Origin of the sequence: Streptomyces sp. NPDC001843 (assembly GCF_042891955.1) — a bacterium.
Classification (GTDB): Bacteria; Actinomycetota; Actinomycetes; order Streptomycetales; family Streptomycetaceae; genus Streptomyces.
The window spans coordinates 134,312-153,383 of the sequence record NZ_JBIATQ010000006.1 but is presented as its reverse complement, the minus strand read 5'-3'; the positions used below and the strand labels follow the sequence as shown (position 1 = coordinate 153,383).

Genomic DNA, 19,072 nt, shown 5'->3' with positions numbered 1-19,072 from the left:
GCGCCCGACGATCACGGTGCGCCCGCACCACCACCCACTGGTGCGTCATCCCCGGTGGGTTCCTCGCGGGGCGCAAGGGAGGCGAAATCCCCGGTGTCGCCGAGGCGAACGAGAAACGGCCTGAGGCGGGTGTAACGGATCGCGGTGATGGAACACGGTTCCACGGAGATCCGCTGGAAGAGGTCGAGATGCAGTCCGAGTGCGTCGGCGACGAGGGACTTGATGATGTCGCCGTGCGAGCACATGAGGTACACGGCGTCGGCGCCGTGGTCGCGTTCCACGCGCGCGTTCCACTCCCGCACGGCCTCGGCCGCGCGGGTCTGCATGGCGCGCATGGATTCGCCGCCGGGGAACGCGGCCGCGGAGGGGTGTGCCTGCACCACCTGCATCAGCGGCTCGTCCGCGAGCTCGGCGAGCTTGCGGCCGGACCAGTCGCCGTAGTGGCACTCCCCGATCCGTTCGTCGGTGTGCACGGGCAGGTCCGGCCGGGCGTCGAGCAGCGGACGGATGGTTTCCTGGCAGCGTTGCAGGGGGCTGGTGACGACCTCGGAGAGGGGCAGCCCGTCGAGTCGCCCGGGCAGCGCGGCGGCTTGCGCGGCCCCGCGTTCGTCCAGGGCGACGCCGGGCGTCCAGCCGGCGAGCAGTCCGGCGGTGTTGGCGGTGGAACGTCCGTGCCTTACGAGGATCAGCGTGGGCATGCGGACCAGCGTAGGCGCACATCGCTGTGCGGCGGAGTGCTGGCAACAGGAGGTTGGGTTTCTTGATCGTGGACTGTGCCGTCTACCGGGACGGGCACCGCAGTGAAGGCCTGGACGACCTGTCCGACGCGCTGGCCGCGGCGCGGGCGGTGGGCGGGTTCGTGTGGATCGGGCTGCACGAGCCGTCGGAGAAGGAGTTCGAACGCGTCACCGAGGAGTTCGGGCTGCATCCGCTGGCCGTCGAGGACGCCCTCAACGCGCACCAGCGGCCCAAGCTGGAGGTGTACGACGACTCGCTGTTCGTGGTGCTCAAGCCGGTGGTGTACGAGCCGGAGAGCGACGCCGTCTCCACCGGCGAGGTGATGATCTTCCTCGGTGACGGGTTCGCGGTGACCGTCCGGCACGGCGAGGGTTCTCCGCTGGCGGCCGTGCGGCGCCGTCTGGAGGAGGAGCCGGAGCTGCTGGAGAAGGGCCCGACCTCCGTGCTGTACGCGATCGCGGACGCCACCGTCGACCACTACCTGGAGGTGGCGACCGAGCTGCAGACCGACATGGAGGAACTGGAGGCGGAGGTGTTCTCGCCGGAGGTGGGCGGTTCACGCAACACCGCCTCCCGGATCTACACGTTCAAGCGGCAGGTCCTGGAGTTCCGCCGGGCGACGGGTCCGCTGGCGCTGCCGCTGACGCGGCTGGCCGGCACCGGGCCGACGGGCGGCGGCGGGGTGGCCTTCGTGGACGACAAGGCCCGGCCCTTCTTCCGGGACGTCAGCGACCACCTCACGCGCGTGAACGAGTCCGTGGACGGTCTGGACCGGCTGGTGTCGGACATCCTGTCGGCCCATCTGGCGCAGACGAGCGTCCGGCAGAACGACGACATGCGGAAGATCTCCGCGTGGGCGGCGATGGCCGCGATCCCCACGATGATCGCGGGCATCTACGGCATGAACTTCGAGCACATGCCGGAACTGCACTGGGTGTGGTCGTATCCGGCGGTGATCGTGGTGATGGCCGCTCTGGAGGTGCTGCTGTACCGGCTGTTCAAGCGGCGCGGGTGGCTGTGAGCGGGCGGCTCAGGCGAACTCGGGGGCGGTGGTCGCGGGGCCGCCGAGGGGGTCACGGCGGTCGGGCGTGCGCAGCGACACCATGCGCCGCCAGCCCGCGGCGCGCTCGTAGACGTACACGGCGCGGATGCCGGCCGCGAGGGTCGCGCGCCTGGCCTTCGGCCAGCCGAGGATGCGCCCCATGTGGGCCATGACGGCGAGACTCACGTCCCGGTGGACGCGGATCTCGGCGAGCGCGCAGTCGCGCAGGGTGCGCTGGATGAGCCTGCCGTAGCCGGAGGCCGCGAAGCGCAGCAGTTCCTCGTGGGTGTAGGCGAGGTGGTTGGCCTCGTCGTCGGAGATCATGCGGAAGGCCTTGCCGACCTGGGGGTGGTCGGCGAAGTGCCTGCGGAGCAGGGCCATCTGCTCGGCGGCCCGCTGTTCGGTGACCCGGCTGTGCGCCAGGTAGACGATGAGGTCCTGCACGCTCAGCGGCTCGTTGCGGCGGAGCTTGTCGTGGGCGAGGCCGATACCGCGCCGCTCCAGGAGCATCGTGTAGTCGGTCCGGGGCGGGACGGGGGCCGGTTCCAGGCCGCGGTTGCGCAGGAGGGCGTTGAAGATCCGCCCGTGTTTGTCCTCGTCGGCACCGTGCCGGGTGATCTTGGGCACGAGCGCGTGTTCGCCCTCCGGTACCAGCGCGGCGATCCGCCCGTTCTCCCAGCCGCCCTGCGCCTCGCCGCTCGCCGCGATGGAGCAGAACAGCCGGAAGGACTCGTCGTTGTCGAGGATCTCCTGGAACACGCTCTTCGCCGACAGCATGGTGGGTCGCCTTTCCGCAGGAATCCGCAATCGAGTCAAATGCGGCATCGCGGGTGCTGCAACACCTGTGTGGGCCGACTGGGCCGGAAGAAGGAGCACCGGGGTCGCGGCGGGGGCGTAACCGCGCGGACCCGGGCGCGTTGTTCCCCGTGACGGCCGTGGCGGGGAAGATCCCCCGAGCCCCCACCACGGCCGCGAAGCCCCGAGCGTCCCTGTCGTCGCGAACGGGCTCTACGCGAGTCCCGCCCGCTCCAGTGCCTCCGTGCCGGCGCGGAGGGAGGCGAGGCGCTCGTCGAGCGTGAAGCCGGCCGGGGCGAGGCTGAGGGTGGTGACACCGGCCGCGGCGTAGGCCTGCATCCGGTCGGCGATGCGGTCGACGGAGCCCAGCAGCGTGGTCTTGTCGATGAGGTCCTGCGGAATCGCGGCCGCGGCGCCCTGCTTGTCCCCGGAGAGGTACTTCTCCTGGATCTCGGCGGCCTCCTTCTCGTACCCCATGCGCCGGGCGAGCTGGTTGTAGAAGTTCTGCTTGGCGCTGCCCATGCCGCCCACGTACAGGGCGGTGTAGGGGCGGAAGACGTCGGCGAGCCGGGACACGTCCTTGTCGTCGCCGACGGCCAGCGGCAGGGTCGGGCAGACGTCGAAGCCGTCCATGGTCTTCCCGGCCTTCTCGCGTCCGGCCCGCAGGTGGTTGATCGTGGTGTCCTCGAGGTGCTCGGCGGAGGGGAAGATCACCAGTGCCCCGTCGGCGATCTCACCGGTCTGCTCGAGGTTCTTCGGCCCGATGGCGGCGATGTACAGCGGGATGTGCTCGCGCTGCGGGTGCACGGTCAGCTTGATCGGCTTGCCCGGTCCGCCGGGCAGCGGCAACGTCCAGTGCCGGCCCTCGTACGTCAGCCGCTCCCGGGTCATCGCCTTCCGCACGATCTCCACGTACTCGCGGGTGCGCGCCAGCGGCTTGTCGAACTTGACGCCGTACCAGCCCTCGGAGACCTGTGGCCCGGAGACACCGAGGCCGAGCCGGAAGCGGCCGCCGGAGAGCGAGTCCAGCGTCGCCGCGGTCATCGCGGTCATCGCGGGCTGGCGGGCCGGGATCTGGAAGATGGCGGAGCCGACGTCGATGCGCTCGGTCTGGGCGGCGACCCAGCTGAGCACGGTGGCCGCGTCGGAGCCGTACGCCTCGGCGGCCCAGCAAACGGCATAGCCGAGCCGGTCGGCCTCCTTCGCCACGGCGAGATTGTCCGCGTCCATTCCCGCGCCCCAGTAGCCGAGGTTGATCCCGAGCTGCATGGCCGATCCCCTTACCCATCAGTAACGTCCCTGTGGGGGCGACCCTAGCGCGGGTGGGTGGACGATGGTGCCGGACGGGTGGGTGCGTAGGCTCCGACCAGGGCGGGAAATCGGTTATCCACAGGCAGCCCACGTACCAGTCCCGGCCAGTAATCTCGGCCAGCATGGAGCAGAGGCATCTGGGCAGTACCGGCCTGCGTGTGTCCCGGATCGGGCTGGGCACCCTCACGTGGGGCCGGGACACCGACGAGCACGACGCCGCGGACATGCTGAAGGCGTTCTGGGAGGCGGGCGGGACCCTCGTCGACACCGCGGACGTCTACGGCGCCGGAGAGGCCGAGTATCTGCTCGGGCAGCTCCTGGAAGGGCTGGTGCCGCGCCGGGACCTGGTCATCTCCACGAAGGCGGGGAGCGTACCCGACCCCGACCGCCGTTTCGACGGCTCGCGGGGTCATCTGCTGGCCGCGCTGGACGCCTCCCTGGCCCGCCTCGGCACCGACCACGTCGATCTGTGGCAGGTGCACGCCTTCGACCCGGACACCCCGCTGGAGGAGACGCTGCAGGCCCTGGACCTGGCGGTGAGCAGCGGCCGTGCCCGTTACGTGGGCGTCTCCAACTTCTGCGGCTGGCAGCTGGCGAAGGCGGCGACCTGGCAGCTCGCGGCGCCGGGGACGCGGACCCGGCTGGCGGGTACGCAGATGGAGTACTCGCTGCTCCAGCGCGGTGTCGAGCGCGAGGTGCTGCCGGCCGCGCTGGACCTCGGGCTGGGACTGCTCCCGTCCTCGCCGCTCGGGCGCGGGGTGCTGACCGGGAAGTACCGCAACTCCACTCCGGCGGACTCGCGCGGTGCCTCGGAGCATCTGGCGCCGTTCGTCGCGCCGTACCTCGACGACACGGCGACCCGCATCGTGGACGCCGTGACGACGGCGGCGGACGGTCTCGCGGTGACCCCGCTGCAGGTCGCCCTCGCATGGGTGCGGGACCGTCCGGGCGTCGCCGCGCCGATCGTGGGAGCGCGCAACGCGCAGCAGCTCACGGCGGCGTTGTCAGTGGAGGCCCTTAGTCTTCCTGACGAGATCTGCCGGGCGCTCGACGACGTGTCGGCGCCCGTGCACCGCTATCCCGATCACGACTGGAGCACGCTGTGAGCACGGACCCGGAGACCTCGGGGGTCTCCGACGGATCGGCAGAAGGCACCGGAACCCCGGACAGCACGCCTGGGGCGGCCGGGGCCGGCGAAGGAGCCGCGGAGACAGGCGGCTCGGACGCCGTCGCCGGGGAGGCCGCGGACCCCGCCCCGCCCACCCCGGGAGCGGACGCAGGGGAGGCGGACGCACGGGAAGCGGACGCAGGGGGCGCGACCGGACCGGCCGGGGACAGCGCCGGGGACACCGCCTCAAAGCTGTCCGAGGCGGAGGCCGAGCTGGCGGCGCAGCGGGTCGAGCGGGAGCGCATCGCGCGGCGGAAGGCCGAGAGGCAGGGGCCGATCGCGAGCGGCGGCAAGCTGAGCGGCACGGCCGCCGATCTGCTCGCGGCCGTGCGGGCGGTGGAGAGCGGCGAGAAGCCGGCCGCCACGGTGTTCGCCGAGCCGGAGCACGCCCCGCGCAGGCCGGCCGCCGAGCCCGTGCGCAGGCCGGAGCCGGCACCGGCCGCCGCCGCACCCGCGCCGGACACCGTCGAGGCCGTACGGCGCGTCCTGGCGGAGGGCGGTGCGCCGGAGGCCCTCGCGCCGCAGGTCGCGGCGGCCCTCGGCGAGGGTGCCGACGCGGTGCTGCGGGCCGATCCCTGGCAGTTGCTCCGGGTGACGGGAGTGCGGCCGGAGCAGGCCGACGGCTTCGCGCGGGCGCTGCTCGGCGCGGAGTGCGGCCCGGACGACGAGCGGCGGGGCCGGGCGATGACGGTCTGGCTGCTGGAGCAGGCGGCCCTGGCCGGGCACACCGCCCTGGAACTGCCCGCGCTCACCGAGGCCCTGGCCCGGCGGACCGTACCGGACCCGGAGGCGACCGTGCGGAGCGCGATCGCGGAGGGCGAGGCCCTGGTGTTCCAGGACGCGCTGGAGGAGCCCGGCGCCCCGGCCCGGCCGGCTCAGGAGGACGGGGAGGAGAGCGAGGAGCAGCGCCCGGTGCGTGTCCTGGCCGGCCTGGAGCGGTACGCGCTCGCCGAGGAGAGCCTCGCCGACGGTCTGGCCCGTCTGGTCAACGCACCGTCCAAGGAAGCCCCCGAGGAGTGGCAAGCGGTGACGGCGCGCGGCGCCGCCGAGCTGGCCCGTGCCGTGGCCGGACATGGTCTGGTGCTGCACACCGGCGGCGAGGCGGCCCGTGCCGAACCGGCGGCGCTGTTCACCGCGGTCCGGGCGGCCGGGCTGCGGGCCGTCGCGGCCTGCCACACGCCGGACGGGCGGGACAGGTTCGCCGCCCTGCTCGACGCCGACGGCGAGCGGGAGGGCAGCGGCCCGGTCGTGACCGTGTCCGGTCTGCTGGCCGGCACCGAGGGGCCCGGCCGGGACGCCGACGGCAGTCTGGACCTGGACCTGCTGATCGTGCTGGACGCCCCGCAGCTCGACGTGGAGAGCGCGGCGGTGATCGTGGAGTCGCTGCCCGACGGCGCCCGCCTCGTGCTGAGCGGGGACCCGGCGGTGCTGTGGTCGGCCGGGCCCGGCCGGGTCTTCGCCGACCTGATCGCCGCCCGCGTCTGCCCGCAGGTGGCTTCCCGGGTCCCCGATCCGGGTCCGCTCGGAGAGCTGGTCTCCGGCGTCGGGGTCGGTGAGCTGAACCAGGTCGAGGCGCCCGGCAAGGAGCTCGTCATCGTGCCGGTCCGGGACGCGGGCGAGGCCGTGCACCGGACGGTGCAGCTGGTCGCGGACTCGGTGCCGCGGGCCATCGGCGTCCCGCCCGAGCAGACGGTGGTGATCACCCCGGGCCACGGGGGCGCCGCGGGCACCCGGGTGCTGAACGCGGCGCTGAAGGAGCGGCTCAACCCGGGCCCCGGACGCTTCGGCGGTTTCGACCCCGGTGACCGGGTCGCCTACTCCCCCGCTCCCGGCCGTACGCTGCCGGGCCAGGTGGTGAAGGCCGACGCCGAAGGGCTGCACCTGTCGTGCGCGGGCGTGCCCGTGGTCGTACCGCGGGAGCGCGTGGAGCAGTCCGTACGGCACGGGTGGGCGCTGACCGCGCACCAGGCGGTCGGCGGGCGGTGGCCCGCGGTGGTCGTGGTGCTGCCCGGCGATGCGGCCCAGGCGCTCAGCCGGCCCTGGGTGTACACGGCCTTCGGCCGGGCGAGCCGGCATCTGTCCGTGGTGCACGGCGTCGAGCAGGCGCTGCCCAGGGCCGTCGCCGAGGTCCTGGCGAAGCCGAGGACGACACGTCTGCCGGTGCTGTTGAGAGCGCAGGTTCCGGCGGCCGGCTGATCGGGACAAGCGGTGCCGTACCGGCCCGAGGGCCCGTGCGGCACCGCCGGTCCGGCCGGGTCAGCGGTCGGCGTCCAGGGGTTCCAGGTCCTCGTCCTCGTCGAGGTCCTCCGCCAGTTCGTCGATCTCGTCGGTCTCGTCGCCGTCGTCGCCGTCGTCGGTCTCGTCGTCGAAGACCGCGCTGACGTCGAAGCGGCACACCACCCGCTGCGGGTCGACGTGCTCGAACGGGGCCTCCAGCCACTCGCCCGGTTCGGCCGGTTCCTCGGCGGCGGTCACCCAGAGCGTGGAGTCGCCTTCCTCGAGGCCGAACTCCTTGTGCCTGGAGGCGATCTCGTCGGGTTCGAACTCCCCGAAGAGGATGCCCAGGGCCCCGTGGACCGTGCCGGCGGCGTCCTCGCCGTCGTCGTGGTCCGCAGCCTCGACCCGCTGGGCCTGTGCGCGCAGCCGCTGGGGTTCCGCCACGGCGTAGTCGCGGCGGATCAGCACGCTGATCCCGTTCGGTTCCTCGGGGCCCGCGTACGGTGGAAGCGAGTCTTCCGCGGCGGGGATCTCGAAGGGGGTCACCTCGTCGTAGCGGTCGTAGAGCAGCTCGTCGTACGCCTCGGCGGCCGCCGCCAGCTGGTTGAACGCCTCGTAGACGGCCGGGTCGTCCTCCCCCGACCTGCGTTCGACCGCGGCCAGGTGACGGTCGAGCGCGGTCTTGACCGCCTCGGCGGCGGCGCGTACCTCGGCAGCGGTGGGCTGCGCAGCATCAGACATAGTGCAGACGCTATCCGTACCGGGCCCCAGCCCGCACAATAGATGCGATGCCGGAATACGAATTCGTCGACGTGTACGTGCCTCGCGGGGTCTCCCGCAAGGACGCCACTCGACTGCTGACGGACCATGCGGAGTACGGACACTGGGAGTTGGACCGACTGAGCCTGCTGCGGGACGGCAGCCGCAAGGTGCGGTTGCGCCGGCGGATCATCCGTCAGGTGCGCGCCACGTGGTGAGGCAGCACGAGGGGGCCCCGCGCACGGCGGTGCCCCCTCCGTTTCCACCGGTGGGGGCACCGGTCGTGCGTCACACCGAGGCCCGCGCCCTGCGGTAGAGCACCGCGCCCGCCAGCAGCGCGCCCGCGCCCGCGGGCAGGACCACGCCGAGCGGCAGGTCCCCGCCGGTGTGGGCGAGCTGCGCGGCGGCCGGCAACGAGGCGCCGGCACGCCCGCCCTGCTGGCCGACGTGCGAGGAGCCGCCCGGCTTCCCCGGGGTACCGGGGTGGCCCGGAGTGCCGGGGTGCCCCGGCGTTCCGGGCGTGCCCGGGTGCTGCGGACTGCCGGGGTGGCCCGGGTGGCCAGGCTGGCCCGGATGACCGGGGTTGCCGGGCTGGCCCGGGTGGCCCGGCTGCCCCGGGTTGCCCGGGTTGCCCGGCTGCCCCGGGGGCGTTCCGTGCCCGTCGCCGGGCGGCTGGGTCTGGTGGCCGCCGCCGTTGCCCCCGCCGTCCGCGCAGTGGTTGCCCGTGGTGGAGTTGCCGGCACCGATGACGCCGACGCTGTTGCCGCACACGTTCACCGGGACGTCGACCGGAACCTGGACGTGGTTGCCCGAGCCGACGCCCGGCGAACCACCGGTGTGCCCGCCCGCGTGGGCGCCGCCGTGACCCGAGCCGCCGTGGTTGTCGCACTCGTTGCCCACCGCGGGGTTGAGCAGGCCCACCACGTCGACGCTGTTGCCGCACACGTTCACCGGCACGTGCACCGGCGCCTGGACGGTGTTGCCGGACAGTACGCCCGGGGAACCGCCGGTGTGCCCGCCCGCGTGGGCGCCGCCGTGACCCGAGCCGCCGTGACCGGAGCCGCCGTACCCGCCGTACCCGCCCGAGGAGTGGCCGCCGCCGTGGTTGACGCACGTGTTGCCGACCGCGGGGTTGAGCACCCCGACGACGTTCACCGTGTTGCCGCAGACGTTCACCGGCACGTGCACCGGCGCCTGGACGGTGTTGCCGGACAGTACGCCCGGCGAGTGGGACGCGGAGCCGGTCGCCCCGGAGTCCGCGTGGGCGTAGCCACCGGCGGCGGCCAACACACCGGTCGCGGCCGCCATGGTCATCAGACCCTTTCGGGTAGCCTGTCGCATTGCTGAATTCCCCCCTGCCTTCATTCCTGGATTTCACCAAAGACCGGTCGGCCCCGGAGCGCATGGCGCGCGCTCCGGGGCCGACGCGTGAACGCCATCAGAGAGACGACGTCACTTGTTGACGCAGGTGTTGCCGAAGGCGGGGTTCAGCAGCCCGATCACCGAGATCGTGTTGCCGCACACGTTCACCGGGACGTGGACCGGCACCTGGACGACGTTGCCGGAAGCGACACCCGGGGAGTGCACGGCGGCACCGTGGGCACCCGAATCGGCGACGGCCAGACCCGCACCCGCGAGCACCAGACCACCGGTGGCAGCCGCAGCGGCGACGACCTTCTTCAGCATTATTCCTCCTTGTTGGCAAAAGCGATCTCGTGTCGCTGATCGCATTACCTGTAACGAGGAGGGAGTAATCGAGCTACGAGCTTATCGTCGCATTCACTCTTTTCAGTCGTTCTCGTACGGGCGCCCGAATAGCTCAGCCCATTGCCTCACGACGCGTGCTCCACAGCGCGTGCCTCACGACGCGTCGATGAACCGGTCGAGCACGCGCACACCGAACTTCAGCCCGTCCACCGGCACCCGCTCGTCCACCCCGTGGAACATGCCCGCGAAGTCCAGCTCCGGCGGCAGCTTCAGCGGTGCGAAGCCGAAGCCGCGGATGCCGAGGTCGTCGAAGGACTTGGCGTCCGTACCGCCCGAGAGCATGTAGGGAATGGCCTTGGCGGCCGGGTCCTCGGCCAGCAGCGCTGACTGCATGGCCTCGACCAGCGCTCCGTCGAAGGTGGTCTCGACGGCCTTGTCGGCGTGCACGTCCTCCCGCTTCACCTTCGGCCCCAGGATCCGGTCGAGGTCGGCGAGGAACTCCTCCTCGTGCCCCGGCAGGAACCGCCCGTCGACATGCGCGGTGGCCTCGCCCGGAATGACGTTGACCTTGTAGCCGGCGCCCAGCTGCGTGGGGTTGGCCGTGTTGCTCAGGGTCGCGCCGATCAGCTTGGCGATGCCGCCGAGCCGGGCCAGCGTGGACTCCATGTCCTCCGGGTCCAGCTCGGTGCCGAGCGCGTCGCCGAGCTCGTCGAGGAAGGCCCGCGTGGTCTTGGTGACCCGCACCGGGAACGTGTGCCGGCCCAGGCGTGCCACCGCCTCCGACAGCTCGGTGATCGCGTTGTCCCGGTGGATCATCGACCCGTGCCCGGCGGTCCCGGCCACGGTCAGCTTCATCCAGTGCATGCCCTTCTCGGCGGTCTGGATGAGGTACAGCCGCCGCTGCTCACTGACGGTGAACGAGAACCCGCCGACCTCACTGATCGCCTCGGTGACCCCGTCGAAGAGCTCGCGGTGGTTGTCGACGAGGTGCCGTGCCCCGTACGTGCCGCCGGCCTCCTCGTCCGCGAGGAAGGCCAGCACGATGTCCCGGGGCGGTCGGCGCCCGCTGCGCAGTCGGTCCCGCACGACCGCCAGCGTCATCGCGTCCATGTCCTTCATGTCGACGGCGCCGCGGCCCCACACGCACCCGTCGGCGACCTCCCCGGAGAAGGGGTCGTGGGTCCAGTCGGCGGCGTTGGCGGGTACGACGTCGAGATGGCCGTGGATCAGCAGCGCGGGCCGGGACGGGTCCTCGCCCTCGATACGGGCCACGGTCGACGCCCGCCCGGGGTGCGACTCGTAGATCTTCGGGTCCAGTCCCACCTCGGCGAGCTTCTCGGCGACGTACTCGGCGGCCTTGCGCTCGCCGGGGCCCGAGTGGTCGCCGTAGTTGCTGGTGTCGAACTGGATCAGCTCGCGGCAGAGGTCCACGACCTCGTCCTCGCCGGTGACGCCGTTGGCCGTGTCCGTCTCGCTCACGCTGCTTCCTCCCGCTGTCTGGTCGGTTCCTCTCATACTCCCTCCCCGCCCGCCACGGCCCCAAGACCGGTCCCGGCCCGTCACACGCCGTTCACGCGCGGGCGGGCGGCGGGACGGGGTGTGATCGGCCACCCCCGAAAGCCTGGTAGTGTTTCCTGTGTCGCCGCGAGGGAGACCACGCACGACAGACACCTTGTCCGGGTGGCGGAATGGCAGACGCGCTAGCTTGAGGTGCTAGTGCCCTTTATCGGGCGTGGGGGTTCAAGTCCCCCCTCGGACACCAGTCGAGACCCCTGCTGAGCAGGGGTCTTTCGCATGTCGGGGCCGTGGTGCAGGCGGCTTGGCACGCGGCAGGCCGGCCATCACGTTCGGTGGCGGCCGAGGTGCCGCGCAACGGGTGTTTTCCACCGCCCGGCGGCCTTTGTGGGCCATCTCTCCTCCGGGCGAAAGACCGCGAGGTCACCGGCTTCTGACCGACCCTCACCCCTCCCTCGAACGGCCCGTCCGAGTGGCCACGAACAGGCCGGAATCGTAGCGTCGTACTAATATTTCCGGCTTGTTACGGAGCTGGACCCGGACAACCCCAGGCAGACCTGCGGGCCCGCCAGCGCCCCGGAGGCTTCCGGGATCGAGACGCGAGGACCCGATGGCAGCGATACACGGGAGCGATGCTCTCGGCCTGCTCGACGAAGAGATCCGCGAGCGGTTCGGTGACAAGGCACGTTTCTCCGGTGGACAGGCGGCTTCCCCGCGCACGCTCGTGGACGTCTTCGACGCATCCGTGCGCTCGTACCCGGACGAACTCGCCCTGGACGACGGCGCCACCCGGCTCACCTACCGTGCGCTGGCCACCGAGGTGGAACGGCTGCGGCGCCGGCTCGCCGCCGCCGGGGTCGGCCTCGGTGACCGGGTGGGTGTTCGCGTCCCGTCCGGGACCAACGACCTGTACGTCGCGATCCTCGCCGTGCTCGCCGCCGGTGCTGCCTACGTTCCCGTGGACGCCGAGGACCCGGACGAGCGGGCGGAGCTGGTGTTCGGCGAGGCCGGGGTGCGGGCCGTCGTCGGGGCCGGGCACGAGCTGACCGTCACCGGCCGCAGCGACGTCCCGGCCGCCCGGCCGGGCCTGGAGCACGACGCGTGGATCATCTTCACCTCCGGCTCCACCGGAAAGCCCAAGGGCGTCGCCGTCACCCACCGCAGCGCCGCCGCGTTCGTGGACGCCGAGGCCGCGCTCTTCCTCACCGACGACCCCGTAGGGCCGGGCGACCGGGTGATGGCGGGACTGTCCGTGGCGTTCGACGCGTCGTGCGAGGAGATGTGGCTGGCGTGGCGGTACGGGGCCTGTCTGGTCCCGGTGCCCCGGTCACAGGTCCGCAGCGGCGCCGACCTCGGGCCCTGGCTGGTCGAGCAGGAGGTCACCGTCGTCTCCACGGTGCCGACACTGGCGGCCCTGTGGGAGCCGGAGGCGCTGAGCGACGTACGCCTGCTGATCTTCGGCGGTGAGGCCTGCCCGCCCGAGCTGGTGCAGCGGCTCGTGACCGAGGGGCGCGAGGTCTGGAACACGTACGGGCCCACCGAGGCGACCGTCGTCGCCTGCGCCTCGCTGATGTCGGGCGAGGAGCCGGTCCGGATCGGGCTGCCGCTGAACGGCTGGGAGCTGGCCGTCGTCGACGAGGCCGGGGAGCCGGTGCCGATGGGCGGCAGCGGCCAGCTGGTGATCGGCGGTGTCGGGCTCGCCCGGTATCTCGACGCGGAGAAGGACGCCGAGAAGTACGCGCCGCTCCGGTCGCTGGGCTGGGAGCGGGCGTACCGCAGTGGTGACCTGGTCAAGGCCGATCCCGAGGGGCTGGTGTTCCTCGGGCGGGCCGACGAGCAGATCAAGCTCGGCGGGCGGCGCATCGAACTCGGCGAGGTGGATGCCGCGCTGCAGGCGCTGCCCGGCGTGGCGGGGGCCGCCGCCGCCGTGCGCACCGCCCGCAGCGGCAACCAGCTTCTCGTCGGCTACATCGTCACCCAGGAGGGCTGGGACCAGGCGGCGGCCGTCGAGCGGCTGCGCGCCGAGCTGCCCGCCGCGCTGGTGCCGTTGCTCGCCCCCGTCGGCGATCTGCCGACCCGCACGAGCGGCAAGGTCGACCGGAACGCACTCCCCTGGCCGTTGGACGGGCTGGAGACCGGTGGTCCGGCCGAGCAGCTCTACGGCACCGAGGCCTGGCTCGCCGAGCAGTGGACGGAGGTCCTCGGCATCCCGGTGACCAGTGCCTCCGACGACTTCTTCGCGATCGGCGGCAGCAGCCTGGCCGCCGCCCAGCTCACCACCCGGCTGCGCACCCGTTACCCGAGCGCGGCCGTCCTCGACATCTACCAGCAGCCCACCCTGCGCAAGCTGGCCCGCCGCCTGGAGAAGTCGGCTCAGGACGACGGCGCCCGGCGCACCATCGCGCCGGTGCCGGCGCGGGCCATGGTGATGCAACTGCTGATGCTCGTGCCGCTGTTCACGCTGCTGGGTCTGCGCTGGTCGGTGGCGCTGGCCGCGCTGGGGAACCTGCTGCCCGGGTACCCCTGGCTGCCGACCGCCCCTTGGTGGCTGGTCGCGGCCGGCGCCGTCGTGCTGTTCAGCCCGCCGGGCCGGCTGGCGATCGCCGCGGGCGGGGCGCGGCTGCTGCTGCGCGGTGTGCGGCCCGGCCGGTACGCGCGCGGGGGCGGTGTGCACCTGCGGCTGTGGACCGCCGAGCGGCTGGCCGAGTTCAGCGGGGCGACCTCGCTGACCGGGTCGTGGCTGCAGCGGTACGCGCGGGCGCTGGGCGCCAAGGTCGGGCAGGACGTGGACCTGCACTCGCTGCCGCCGGTCACCGGCATGCTCAAGCTGGGCCGGGGCGCGGCCGTCGAGTCCGAGGTCGACCTGTCCGGGTACTGGCTGGACGGCGACCGCCTGGAGATCGGCCCGGTCAAGGTGGGCGCGCACGCCGTCGTCGGCACCCGCAGCATGCTCTTCCCGGGTGCCCGGGTCGGCAAGCGGGCCGAGGTGGCGCCGGGTTCGGCGGTCGCCCGGCAGGTCCCGACCGGGCAGCGGTGGGCCGGCGCACCCGCGGTCAAGCTGGGCAGGGCCAAGCGGAACTGGCCGAAGGACCGGCCGCGGCGCGGGACGTTCTGGCGGTTCATGTACGGCGTCTCCGGTGCCGGCCTGACCCTGTTGCCGGTGGTCGCGGGTGTCGCGGCGCTCGCCGTGGCCGGGTTGTTCGTGGCGCCCGGTGCCGGCCTCGGTGCGGCCTTGCGGGGTGCGGCGCTCGCGCTCGTTCCGGCCACGCTGGCCTTCGGGCTGGTGTACGCGCTGCTGGTGCTGGTCGCCGTACGGCTGCTGAGCCTGGGCCTGGCCGAGGGCACGTATGCGACGCACGGCCGGGTCGGCTGGCAGGCCTGGACCGTCACGCAACTGATGGACCGGTCCCGGGAGACGCTGTTCCCGCTGTACGCCGGGCTGGTCACGCCGATGTGGCTGCGGCTGCTCGGGATGCGGATCGGGCGGGGCGCCGAGGTGTCGACGGTGCTGGCGCTGCCCAGTCTGACCACGGTCGGCGAGGGCGCCTTCCTGGCGGACGACACGCTGACCGCGCCGTACGAGCTGGGCGGCGGCTGGCTGCGGATCGGGCGCGCGGAGATCGGGCGGCGGGCATTCCTCGGGAACTCCGGGATGACCGCGCCGGGCCGGTCCGTGCCGGACGGCGGACTGGTCGGGGTGTTGTCGGCGACCCCGAAGAAGGCCAAGAAGGGCAGTTCCTACCTGGGGCTGCCGCCGGTGAAGCTGCCGCGCAGTGTCGGCGACGGCGACCAGAGCCGTACCTACGATCCGCCGGCCCGGCTGCTGTGGGCGCGTGGTCTGGTGGAGGCCTGTCGGATCGTGCCGGTGCTGTGCTCGGCGGCGCTGGCCGTGCTCACGGTGGCGGCGCTGTGCCTGCTCGGCGCCTGTGCCCCGCTGCTCTCCGGGCTGGTGCTGCTCGCCGCGGGTGCGGCGGCCGGGCTCGTGTCGGTCGTCGCGAAGTGGCTGCTGGTGGGCCGGCACCGCAGCGGGGAGCACCCGCTGTGGAGCGGCTTCGTGTGGCGCAACGAGCTGGCGGACACCTTCGTGGAGGTGCTGGCCGTGCCGTGGCTGGCGGGTTCGGTGCCGGGTACGCCGCTGATGACCGCGTGGCTGCGCGGGCTGGGCGCGCGGATCGGGCGGGGCGTGTGGGTGGAGAGCTACTGGCTGCCCGAGACCGACCTGGTGACCCTGGAGGACGGGGCCACCGTGAACCGTGGCTGTGTGCTCCAGACGCACCTCTTCCACGACCGGATCTTGCGGACGGATACTGTGGTCCTCCGTGAGGGCGCGACGCTGGGCCCTGGCGGGATCGTGCTGCCCGGCAGCACGATCGGGGCCCGGACGACGCTGGGCCCCGCGTCGCTCGTCATGGCCGCGGAGTCCGTTCCGGACGGCACCCGCTGGCTGGGCAACCCGATCGAGGCATGGCGTCCGTGAACGCGGGCCACTCGTAGCCCGCCGAAGGGGCGCGTCGGCGTCGGGAGGGTGAGCGCGCGGAGGCCCGAAGGGTCGAGCACGATCGCCCTCCCGACGCCGGCTTCGGCGCCCCGGAGGCGAACAGTGTTACGAGCGATGTTCCGGCACGGAGTGGCAGCGCGGCGCAGGGAGCGGACACAGCGGTGGCAGTGCAGCAGTCGGCGGGGCAGGACCCGTACTTCCCGGACAACGGTGACCCCCGGTACCGGGTGCACCGCTACGAACTGGCGCTGGACTACCGCCCGGTCCCGAACCGGCTGTCGGGCACTGCGCGCATCAACGCGATAGCGGGCCGTTCAGCGCTCACCGAGTTCCAGCTGAACCTGGCCGACTTCCGGGTGGGCCGGGTCCGGGTGGACGGCCGCCAGCCGCACTACACGCACCGTGGCGGCAGGCTGCGCGTGCGTCCCGCGAAGCCGGTCCGTGCCGGGGCGGCGTTCACGGTCGAGGTGCAGTGGTCGGGCAATCCCAAGCCGGTCACCAGCCCGTTCGGCGGGATCGGCTGGGAGGAGCTGGAGGACGGGGCGCTGGTGGCGAGCCAGCCGGTGGGGGCGCCGTCCTGGTACCCGTGCAACGACCGGCCCGCCGACAAGGCGTCATACCAGATCTCCGTCACCACGCCGTCGGCGTACGCGGTGGTGGCGGGCGGGCGGCTGCTGACCCGCACGGCGAAGGCCTCGACGACCACGTGGGTGTACGAGCAGTCCGCGCCGACGTCCAGCTATCTGGTCGGGCTGGCGATCGGCAAGTACCAGACGGTGCTGCTCGGCGACCCGGGTCCGGGTGGCGTGCCGCAGCACGGGCACATACCGGCGCATCTGCTGCCCAGGTTCTCCCGGGACTTCGCCCGTCAGCCGGCGATGATGGAGCTGTTCCAGGAGCTGTTCGGGCCGTACCCCTTCGACGAGTACGCCGTGGTGGTCACGGAGGAGGAGCTCGATGTGCCCGTGGAGGCCCAGGGGTTGTCGCTGTTCGGTGCCAACCACGTGGACGGGGCGCGGGGTTCGGAGCGGCTGGTCGCGCACGAGCTGGCGCACCAGTGGTTCGGCAACAGCGTGTCCATCGCCGACTGGCGGCACATCTGGCTGAACGAGGGCTTCGCCAAGTACGCGGAGTGGCTGTGGTCGGAGCGCTCGGGGGGCCGCAGCGCGCAGCACCACGCCGCGTCCGCACACCGGTTGCTGTCGTCGCTGCCGCAGGACCTGCGGCTGTCCGACCCGGGCCGCAAGCTGATGTTCGACGACCGGCTCTACGAGCGCGGCGGTCTCGCCGTGCACGCGGTGCGCTGCGCGCTGGGCGACGAGGCGTTCTTCCGGATGCTGCGCGAGTGGACGCGGCTGCACCGGGGCGGTGCCGCGTCGACGGCGGCCTTCACCGCGCACGCCGCGCGCTTCGCGGAGGAGTCGCTGCACGACCTGTTCACCGCGTGGCTGCACGAGACACGGCTGCCGCCGCTGCCCCTGGGCGAGGCGCGGCGGGCGGTCTAGGACAATGGCGTCCATGACCTCGCGTTCCTGCCCGTGCGGGCTGTCCGAGCCGTACGACAAGTGCTGTGGCCGATTCCATTCCGGTGCCGCCGCGCCGACCGCGGAGGCGTTGATGCGGTCGCGGTACAGCGCGTTCGTGCGGGGTGACGCGGGCTATCTGCTGCGTACCTGGCATCCGCGGACGCGGCCCGCGCGGCTGGAGCTCGACCCGGGGACGAGGTGGACCGGGCTGGAGGTGCTCGGCACCGGTGACGGGTCGGCCTTCCACTCCACCGGGACGGTGACCTTCCGGGCGTCCTACCGGGGCGGTTCCCTGCTGGAGCGGAGCCGGTTCGAGCGGGTGGACGGGGCGTGGGTGTATGTCGACGGGGAGTTTCCCGGCGAGTAGGGCCGTCAGGGCGCCAGGATGTCCAGTTCCTGCAGGGCGCCCGCGGTGATCTCCCTGGTCAGTTGCTCGGCGCGGGTCGCGTCGCCGGCGCGGACCGCCTCGGCGAGCTGTACGTGGAGGGTGACGGCGGCCGGGTCGGGGTCCTCGAACATGACCTCGTGGTGGGTGCGGCCGGTGAGGACCTCGGCGACGACGTCACCGAGGCGGGCGAACATCTCGTTGCCGGAGGCGGTGAGGATCACCCGGTGGAAGGCGACGTCGTGGACCAGGTAGCCCTCCAGCCGCTGCCCGCGGGAGTTGGCGACCATGCCGAGGGCGCACTCGGTGAGCTCGGCGCACTGCTCGGCCGTGGCGTGCCGCGCGGCGAGGCCGGCCGCCACCGGTTCGACCGCGGAGCGCAGGACGGTCAGTGAGCGCAGTTGGTGGGGGCGGTCGGCGCCCGCCAGGCGCCAGCGGATGACCTGCGGGTCGTAGACGTTCCACTCGTACTTGGGGCGCACTGTCACGCCCACCCGGCGCCGGGACTCGACCAGGTGCATGGACTCCAGCACCCGCACCGCCTCGCGCATCACGGAGCGTGACACGTCGAAGCGCTGCGCCAGCTCGTCCGTGCGCAGGACGCTGCCCGGCGGGTACTCGCCCGCGGTGATGGCGGGGCCGAGGGTGTCCAGTACGCGGCCGTGCAGCCCCCGGCCCGGTGTGCTCATGCACTCAGCGTACGTGGTGGATCACGCAGCCAAAAAGTCAGACTTATTTGTCACAGGCTCTTGAATTCGTCGTACCTAATCGGTTTCAGTGTCGGTCGGCGCCGTTGGCGTCAGATGTCGATGAGGACAGCGAGGCAGAGATGCGCACCCCCCACGTCGTCGTGGTGATGGGCGTCGCCGGCACGGGCAAGACCACGATCGGTCCGCTGCTCGCCGCCCGGCTCGGCGTTCCCTACGCCGAGGGCGACGACTTCCACCCGGCGGCCAACATCGCCAAGATGGCGGCCGGCACCCCGCTCGACGACGCCGACAGGTGGCCGTGGCTCGACGCCATAGGCGCCTGGGCCGACGGGCGGGCCGGGCTCGGCGGGGTGGTCAGCTGCTCGGCGCTGAAGCGGTCGTACCGCGACCGGCTCAGGGCCGCCGCTCCCGGCCTGGTGTTCGTGCACCTGGCGGGCGACCGGTCGCTGATCGAGGACCGGATGGCGCACCGTCAGGGCCACTTCATGCCCACCGCGCTGCTCGACTCCCAGTTCGCCACCCTCGAACCGCTCCAGGCGGACGAGGCGGGCGTCGTCGTCGACGTCACCGGCAGTCCGGAGGCCATCACCGATCGGGCCGTGAGGGCGCTCGAGGAGCTCCCCGGCCCTGCCGCCCGGTAACCCGATCCGGCCGCCCGGCAACCCCCCACGCACACCCTTCCCATCCCCCGTAACCGCATA

The 19,072-nt window shown here is 72.7% G+C and carries 16 protein-coding genes and 1 tRNA gene; 9 read left to right on the top strand and 8 right to left on the bottom strand.

Annotation, left to right across the window (positions count from 1 at the left end):
- Positions 1-11: 11 nt before the first annotated feature.
- Complete coding sequence (locus tag ACFYZQ_RS17245; RefSeq protein ID WP_389147764.1) at positions 12-698, bottom strand: histidine phosphatase family protein; 687 nt, start codon at positions 696-698, stop codon at positions 12-14.
- Positions 699-760: 62 nt separating this feature from the next.
- On the opposite strand from ACFYZQ_RS17245, the gene corA reads away from it, so the two are divergent.
- Positions 761-1,759, top strand: coding sequence for a magnesium/cobalt transporter CorA (gene corA / locus ACFYZQ_RS17240; RefSeq protein ID WP_389147762.1), 999 nt, complete (start codon positions 761-763; stop codon positions 1,757-1,759).
- A gap of 9 nt (positions 1,760-1,768) precedes the next feature.
- Here the strand turns inward: corA and ACFYZQ_RS17235 are convergent, their stop codons facing one another.
- Together ACFYZQ_RS17235 and ACFYZQ_RS17230 are read right to left on the bottom strand one after the other, a co-directional pair.
- Positions 1,769-2,557: a ferritin-like domain-containing protein gene (locus ACFYZQ_RS17235; protein WP_389147759.1), complete on the bottom strand. Its 789-nt coding sequence runs from the start codon at positions 2,555-2,557 to the stop codon at positions 1,769-1,771.
- A gap of 231 nt (positions 2,558-2,788) precedes the next feature.
- On the bottom strand, positions 2,789-3,844 hold the full coding sequence (locus ACFYZQ_RS17230) for an LLM class F420-dependent oxidoreductase (protein ID WP_389147757.1): 1,056 nt from the start codon (positions 3,842-3,844) through the stop codon (positions 2,789-2,791).
- Between the two features lie 164 nt (positions 3,845-4,008).
- On the opposite strand from ACFYZQ_RS17230, the gene ACFYZQ_RS17225 reads away from it, so the two are divergent.
- Together ACFYZQ_RS17225 and ACFYZQ_RS17220 are read left to right on the top strand one after the other, a co-directional pair.
- Positions 4,009-4,992, top strand: coding sequence for an aldo/keto reductase (locus ACFYZQ_RS17225; RefSeq protein WP_389147754.1), 984 nt, complete (start codon positions 4,009-4,011; stop codon positions 4,990-4,992).
- Positions 4,989-7,250, top strand: coding sequence for a helix-hairpin-helix domain-containing protein (locus tag ACFYZQ_RS17220; RefSeq protein ID WP_389147752.1), 2,262 nt, complete (start codon positions 4,989-4,991; stop codon positions 7,248-7,250). The genes ACFYZQ_RS17225 and ACFYZQ_RS17220 overlap by 4 nt, the downstream gene beginning before the upstream one ends.
- Positions 7,251-7,310: 60 nt before the next feature.
- On the opposite strand, the gene ACFYZQ_RS17215 is transcribed toward ACFYZQ_RS17220, so the two are convergent.
- A complete protein-coding gene (locus tag ACFYZQ_RS17215; RefSeq protein WP_389147750.1) occupies positions 7,311-8,012 on the bottom strand; it encodes a hypothetical protein in 702 nt (233 codons plus the stop codon).
- A gap of 47 nt (positions 8,013-8,059) precedes the next feature.
- On the opposite strand from ACFYZQ_RS17215, the gene ACFYZQ_RS17210 reads away from it, so the two are divergent.
- Positions 8,060-8,248 (top strand): DUF5703 family protein, encoded by a 189-nt coding sequence (locus ACFYZQ_RS17210; protein ID WP_030053310.1) that lies wholly within the window; start codon positions 8,060-8,062, stop codon positions 8,246-8,248.
- A gap of 70 nt (positions 8,249-8,318) precedes the next feature.
- Here the strand turns inward: ACFYZQ_RS17210 and ACFYZQ_RS17205 are convergent, their stop codons facing one another.
- From ACFYZQ_RS17205 to ACFYZQ_RS17195, 3 genes are all read right to left on the bottom strand, one after another.
- A complete protein-coding gene (locus ACFYZQ_RS17205; RefSeq protein ID WP_389147747.1) occupies positions 8,319-9,371 on the bottom strand; it encodes a chaplin family protein in 1,053 nt (350 codons plus the stop codon).
- Between the two features lie 111 nt (positions 9,372-9,482).
- Positions 9,483-9,716 (bottom strand): chaplin ChpH, encoded by a 234-nt coding sequence (chpH, locus tag ACFYZQ_RS17200; protein ID WP_388794886.1) that lies wholly within the window; start codon positions 9,714-9,716, stop codon positions 9,483-9,485.
- Positions 9,717-9,890: 174 nt separating this feature from the next.
- The gene (locus ACFYZQ_RS17195) at positions 9,891-11,216 is read right to left on the bottom strand and encodes a M20/M25/M40 family metallo-hydrolase (protein ID WP_389147744.1); all 1,326 of its coding nucleotides are present in this window, start codon (positions 11,214-11,216) and stop codon (positions 9,891-9,893) included.
- Between the two features lie 195 nt (positions 11,217-11,411).
- Between ACFYZQ_RS17195 and ACFYZQ_RS17190 the strand changes: the two genes are divergently transcribed.
- From ACFYZQ_RS17190 to ACFYZQ_RS17175, 4 genes are all read left to right on the top strand, one after another.
- A tRNA-Leu gene (locus ACFYZQ_RS17190) sits at positions 11,412-11,499 on the top strand.
- A 363-nt stretch (positions 11,500-11,862) separates the two neighbouring features.
- Positions 11,863-15,729, top strand: a complete 3,867-nt coding sequence (locus tag ACFYZQ_RS17185; RefSeq protein WP_389147741.1) for a Pls/PosA family non-ribosomal peptide synthetase — start codon at positions 11,863-11,865, stop codon at positions 15,727-15,729.
- A 182-nt stretch (positions 15,730-15,911) separates the two neighbouring features.
- The gene (locus ACFYZQ_RS17180; RefSeq protein WP_389147738.1) at positions 15,912-17,255 is read left to right on the top strand and encodes a M1 family metallopeptidase; all 1,344 of its coding nucleotides are present in this window, start codon (positions 15,912-15,914) and stop codon (positions 17,253-17,255) included.
- A gap of 13 nt (positions 17,256-17,268) precedes the next feature.
- Positions 17,269-17,643 carry a YchJ family protein gene (locus ACFYZQ_RS17175; protein WP_389147735.1) on the top strand — a complete coding sequence of 125 codons (375 nt, stop codon included), beginning with the start codon at positions 17,269-17,271 and terminating at the stop codon, positions 17,641-17,643.
- A gap of 5 nt (positions 17,644-17,648) precedes the next feature.
- Here the strand turns inward: ACFYZQ_RS17175 and ACFYZQ_RS17170 are convergent, their stop codons facing one another.
- Positions 17,649-18,350 carry a FadR/GntR family transcriptional regulator gene (locus ACFYZQ_RS17170; RefSeq protein WP_389147733.1) on the bottom strand — a complete coding sequence of 234 codons (702 nt, stop codon included), beginning with the start codon at positions 18,348-18,350 and terminating at the stop codon, positions 17,649-17,651.
- A gap of 140 nt (positions 18,351-18,490) precedes the next feature.
- Between ACFYZQ_RS17170 and ACFYZQ_RS17165 the strand changes: the two genes are divergently transcribed.
- Positions 18,491-19,012 (top strand): gluconokinase, encoded by a 522-nt coding sequence (locus ACFYZQ_RS17165; RefSeq protein ID WP_389147730.1) that lies wholly within the window; start codon positions 18,491-18,493, stop codon positions 19,010-19,012.
- Positions 19,013-19,072 lie beyond the last annotated feature (60 nt).

Coding starts and splice junctions, on each gene's coding strand:
- ACFYZQ_RS17245 (WP_389147764.1), bottom strand. CDS start 698: ATGCCCACGCTGATCCTCGTAAGGCACGGACGTTCCACCGCCAACACC.
- chpH (WP_388794886.1), bottom strand. CDS start 9,716: ATGCTGAAGAAGGTCGTCGCCGCTGCGGCTGCCACCGGTGGTCTGGTG.
- ACFYZQ_RS17210 (WP_030053310.1), top strand. CDS start 8,060: ATGCCGGAATACGAATTCGTCGACGTGTACGTGCCTCGCGGGGTCTCC.
- ACFYZQ_RS17215 (WP_389147750.1), bottom strand. CDS start 8,012: ATGTCTGATGCTGCGCAGCCCACCGCTGCCGAGGTACGCGCCGCCGCC.
- ACFYZQ_RS17165 (WP_389147730.1), top strand. CDS start 18,491: ATGCGCACCCCCCACGTCGTCGTGGTGATGGGCGTCGCCGGCACGGGC.
- ACFYZQ_RS17235 (WP_389147759.1), bottom strand. CDS start 2,557: ATGCTGTCGGCGAAGAGCGTGTTCCAGGAGATCCTCGACAACGACGAG.
- ACFYZQ_RS17230 (WP_389147757.1), bottom strand. CDS start 3,844: ATGCAGCTCGGGATCAACCTCGGCTACTGGGGCGCGGGAATGGACGCG.
- ACFYZQ_RS17175 (WP_389147735.1), top strand. CDS start 17,269: ATGACCTCGCGTTCCTGCCCGTGCGGGCTGTCCGAGCCGTACGACAAG.
- ACFYZQ_RS17225 (WP_389147754.1), top strand. CDS start 4,009: ATGGAGCAGAGGCATCTGGGCAGTACCGGCCTGCGTGTGTCCCGGATC.
- ACFYZQ_RS17205 (WP_389147747.1), bottom strand. CDS start 9,371: ATGCGACAGGCTACCCGAAAGGGTCTGATGACCATGGCGGCCGCGACC.
- ACFYZQ_RS17170 (WP_389147733.1), bottom strand. CDS start 18,350: ATGAGCACACCGGGCCGGGGGCTGCACGGCCGCGTACTGGACACCCTC.
- ACFYZQ_RS17185 (WP_389147741.1), top strand. CDS start 11,863: ATGGCAGCGATACACGGGAGCGATGCTCTCGGCCTGCTCGACGAAGAG.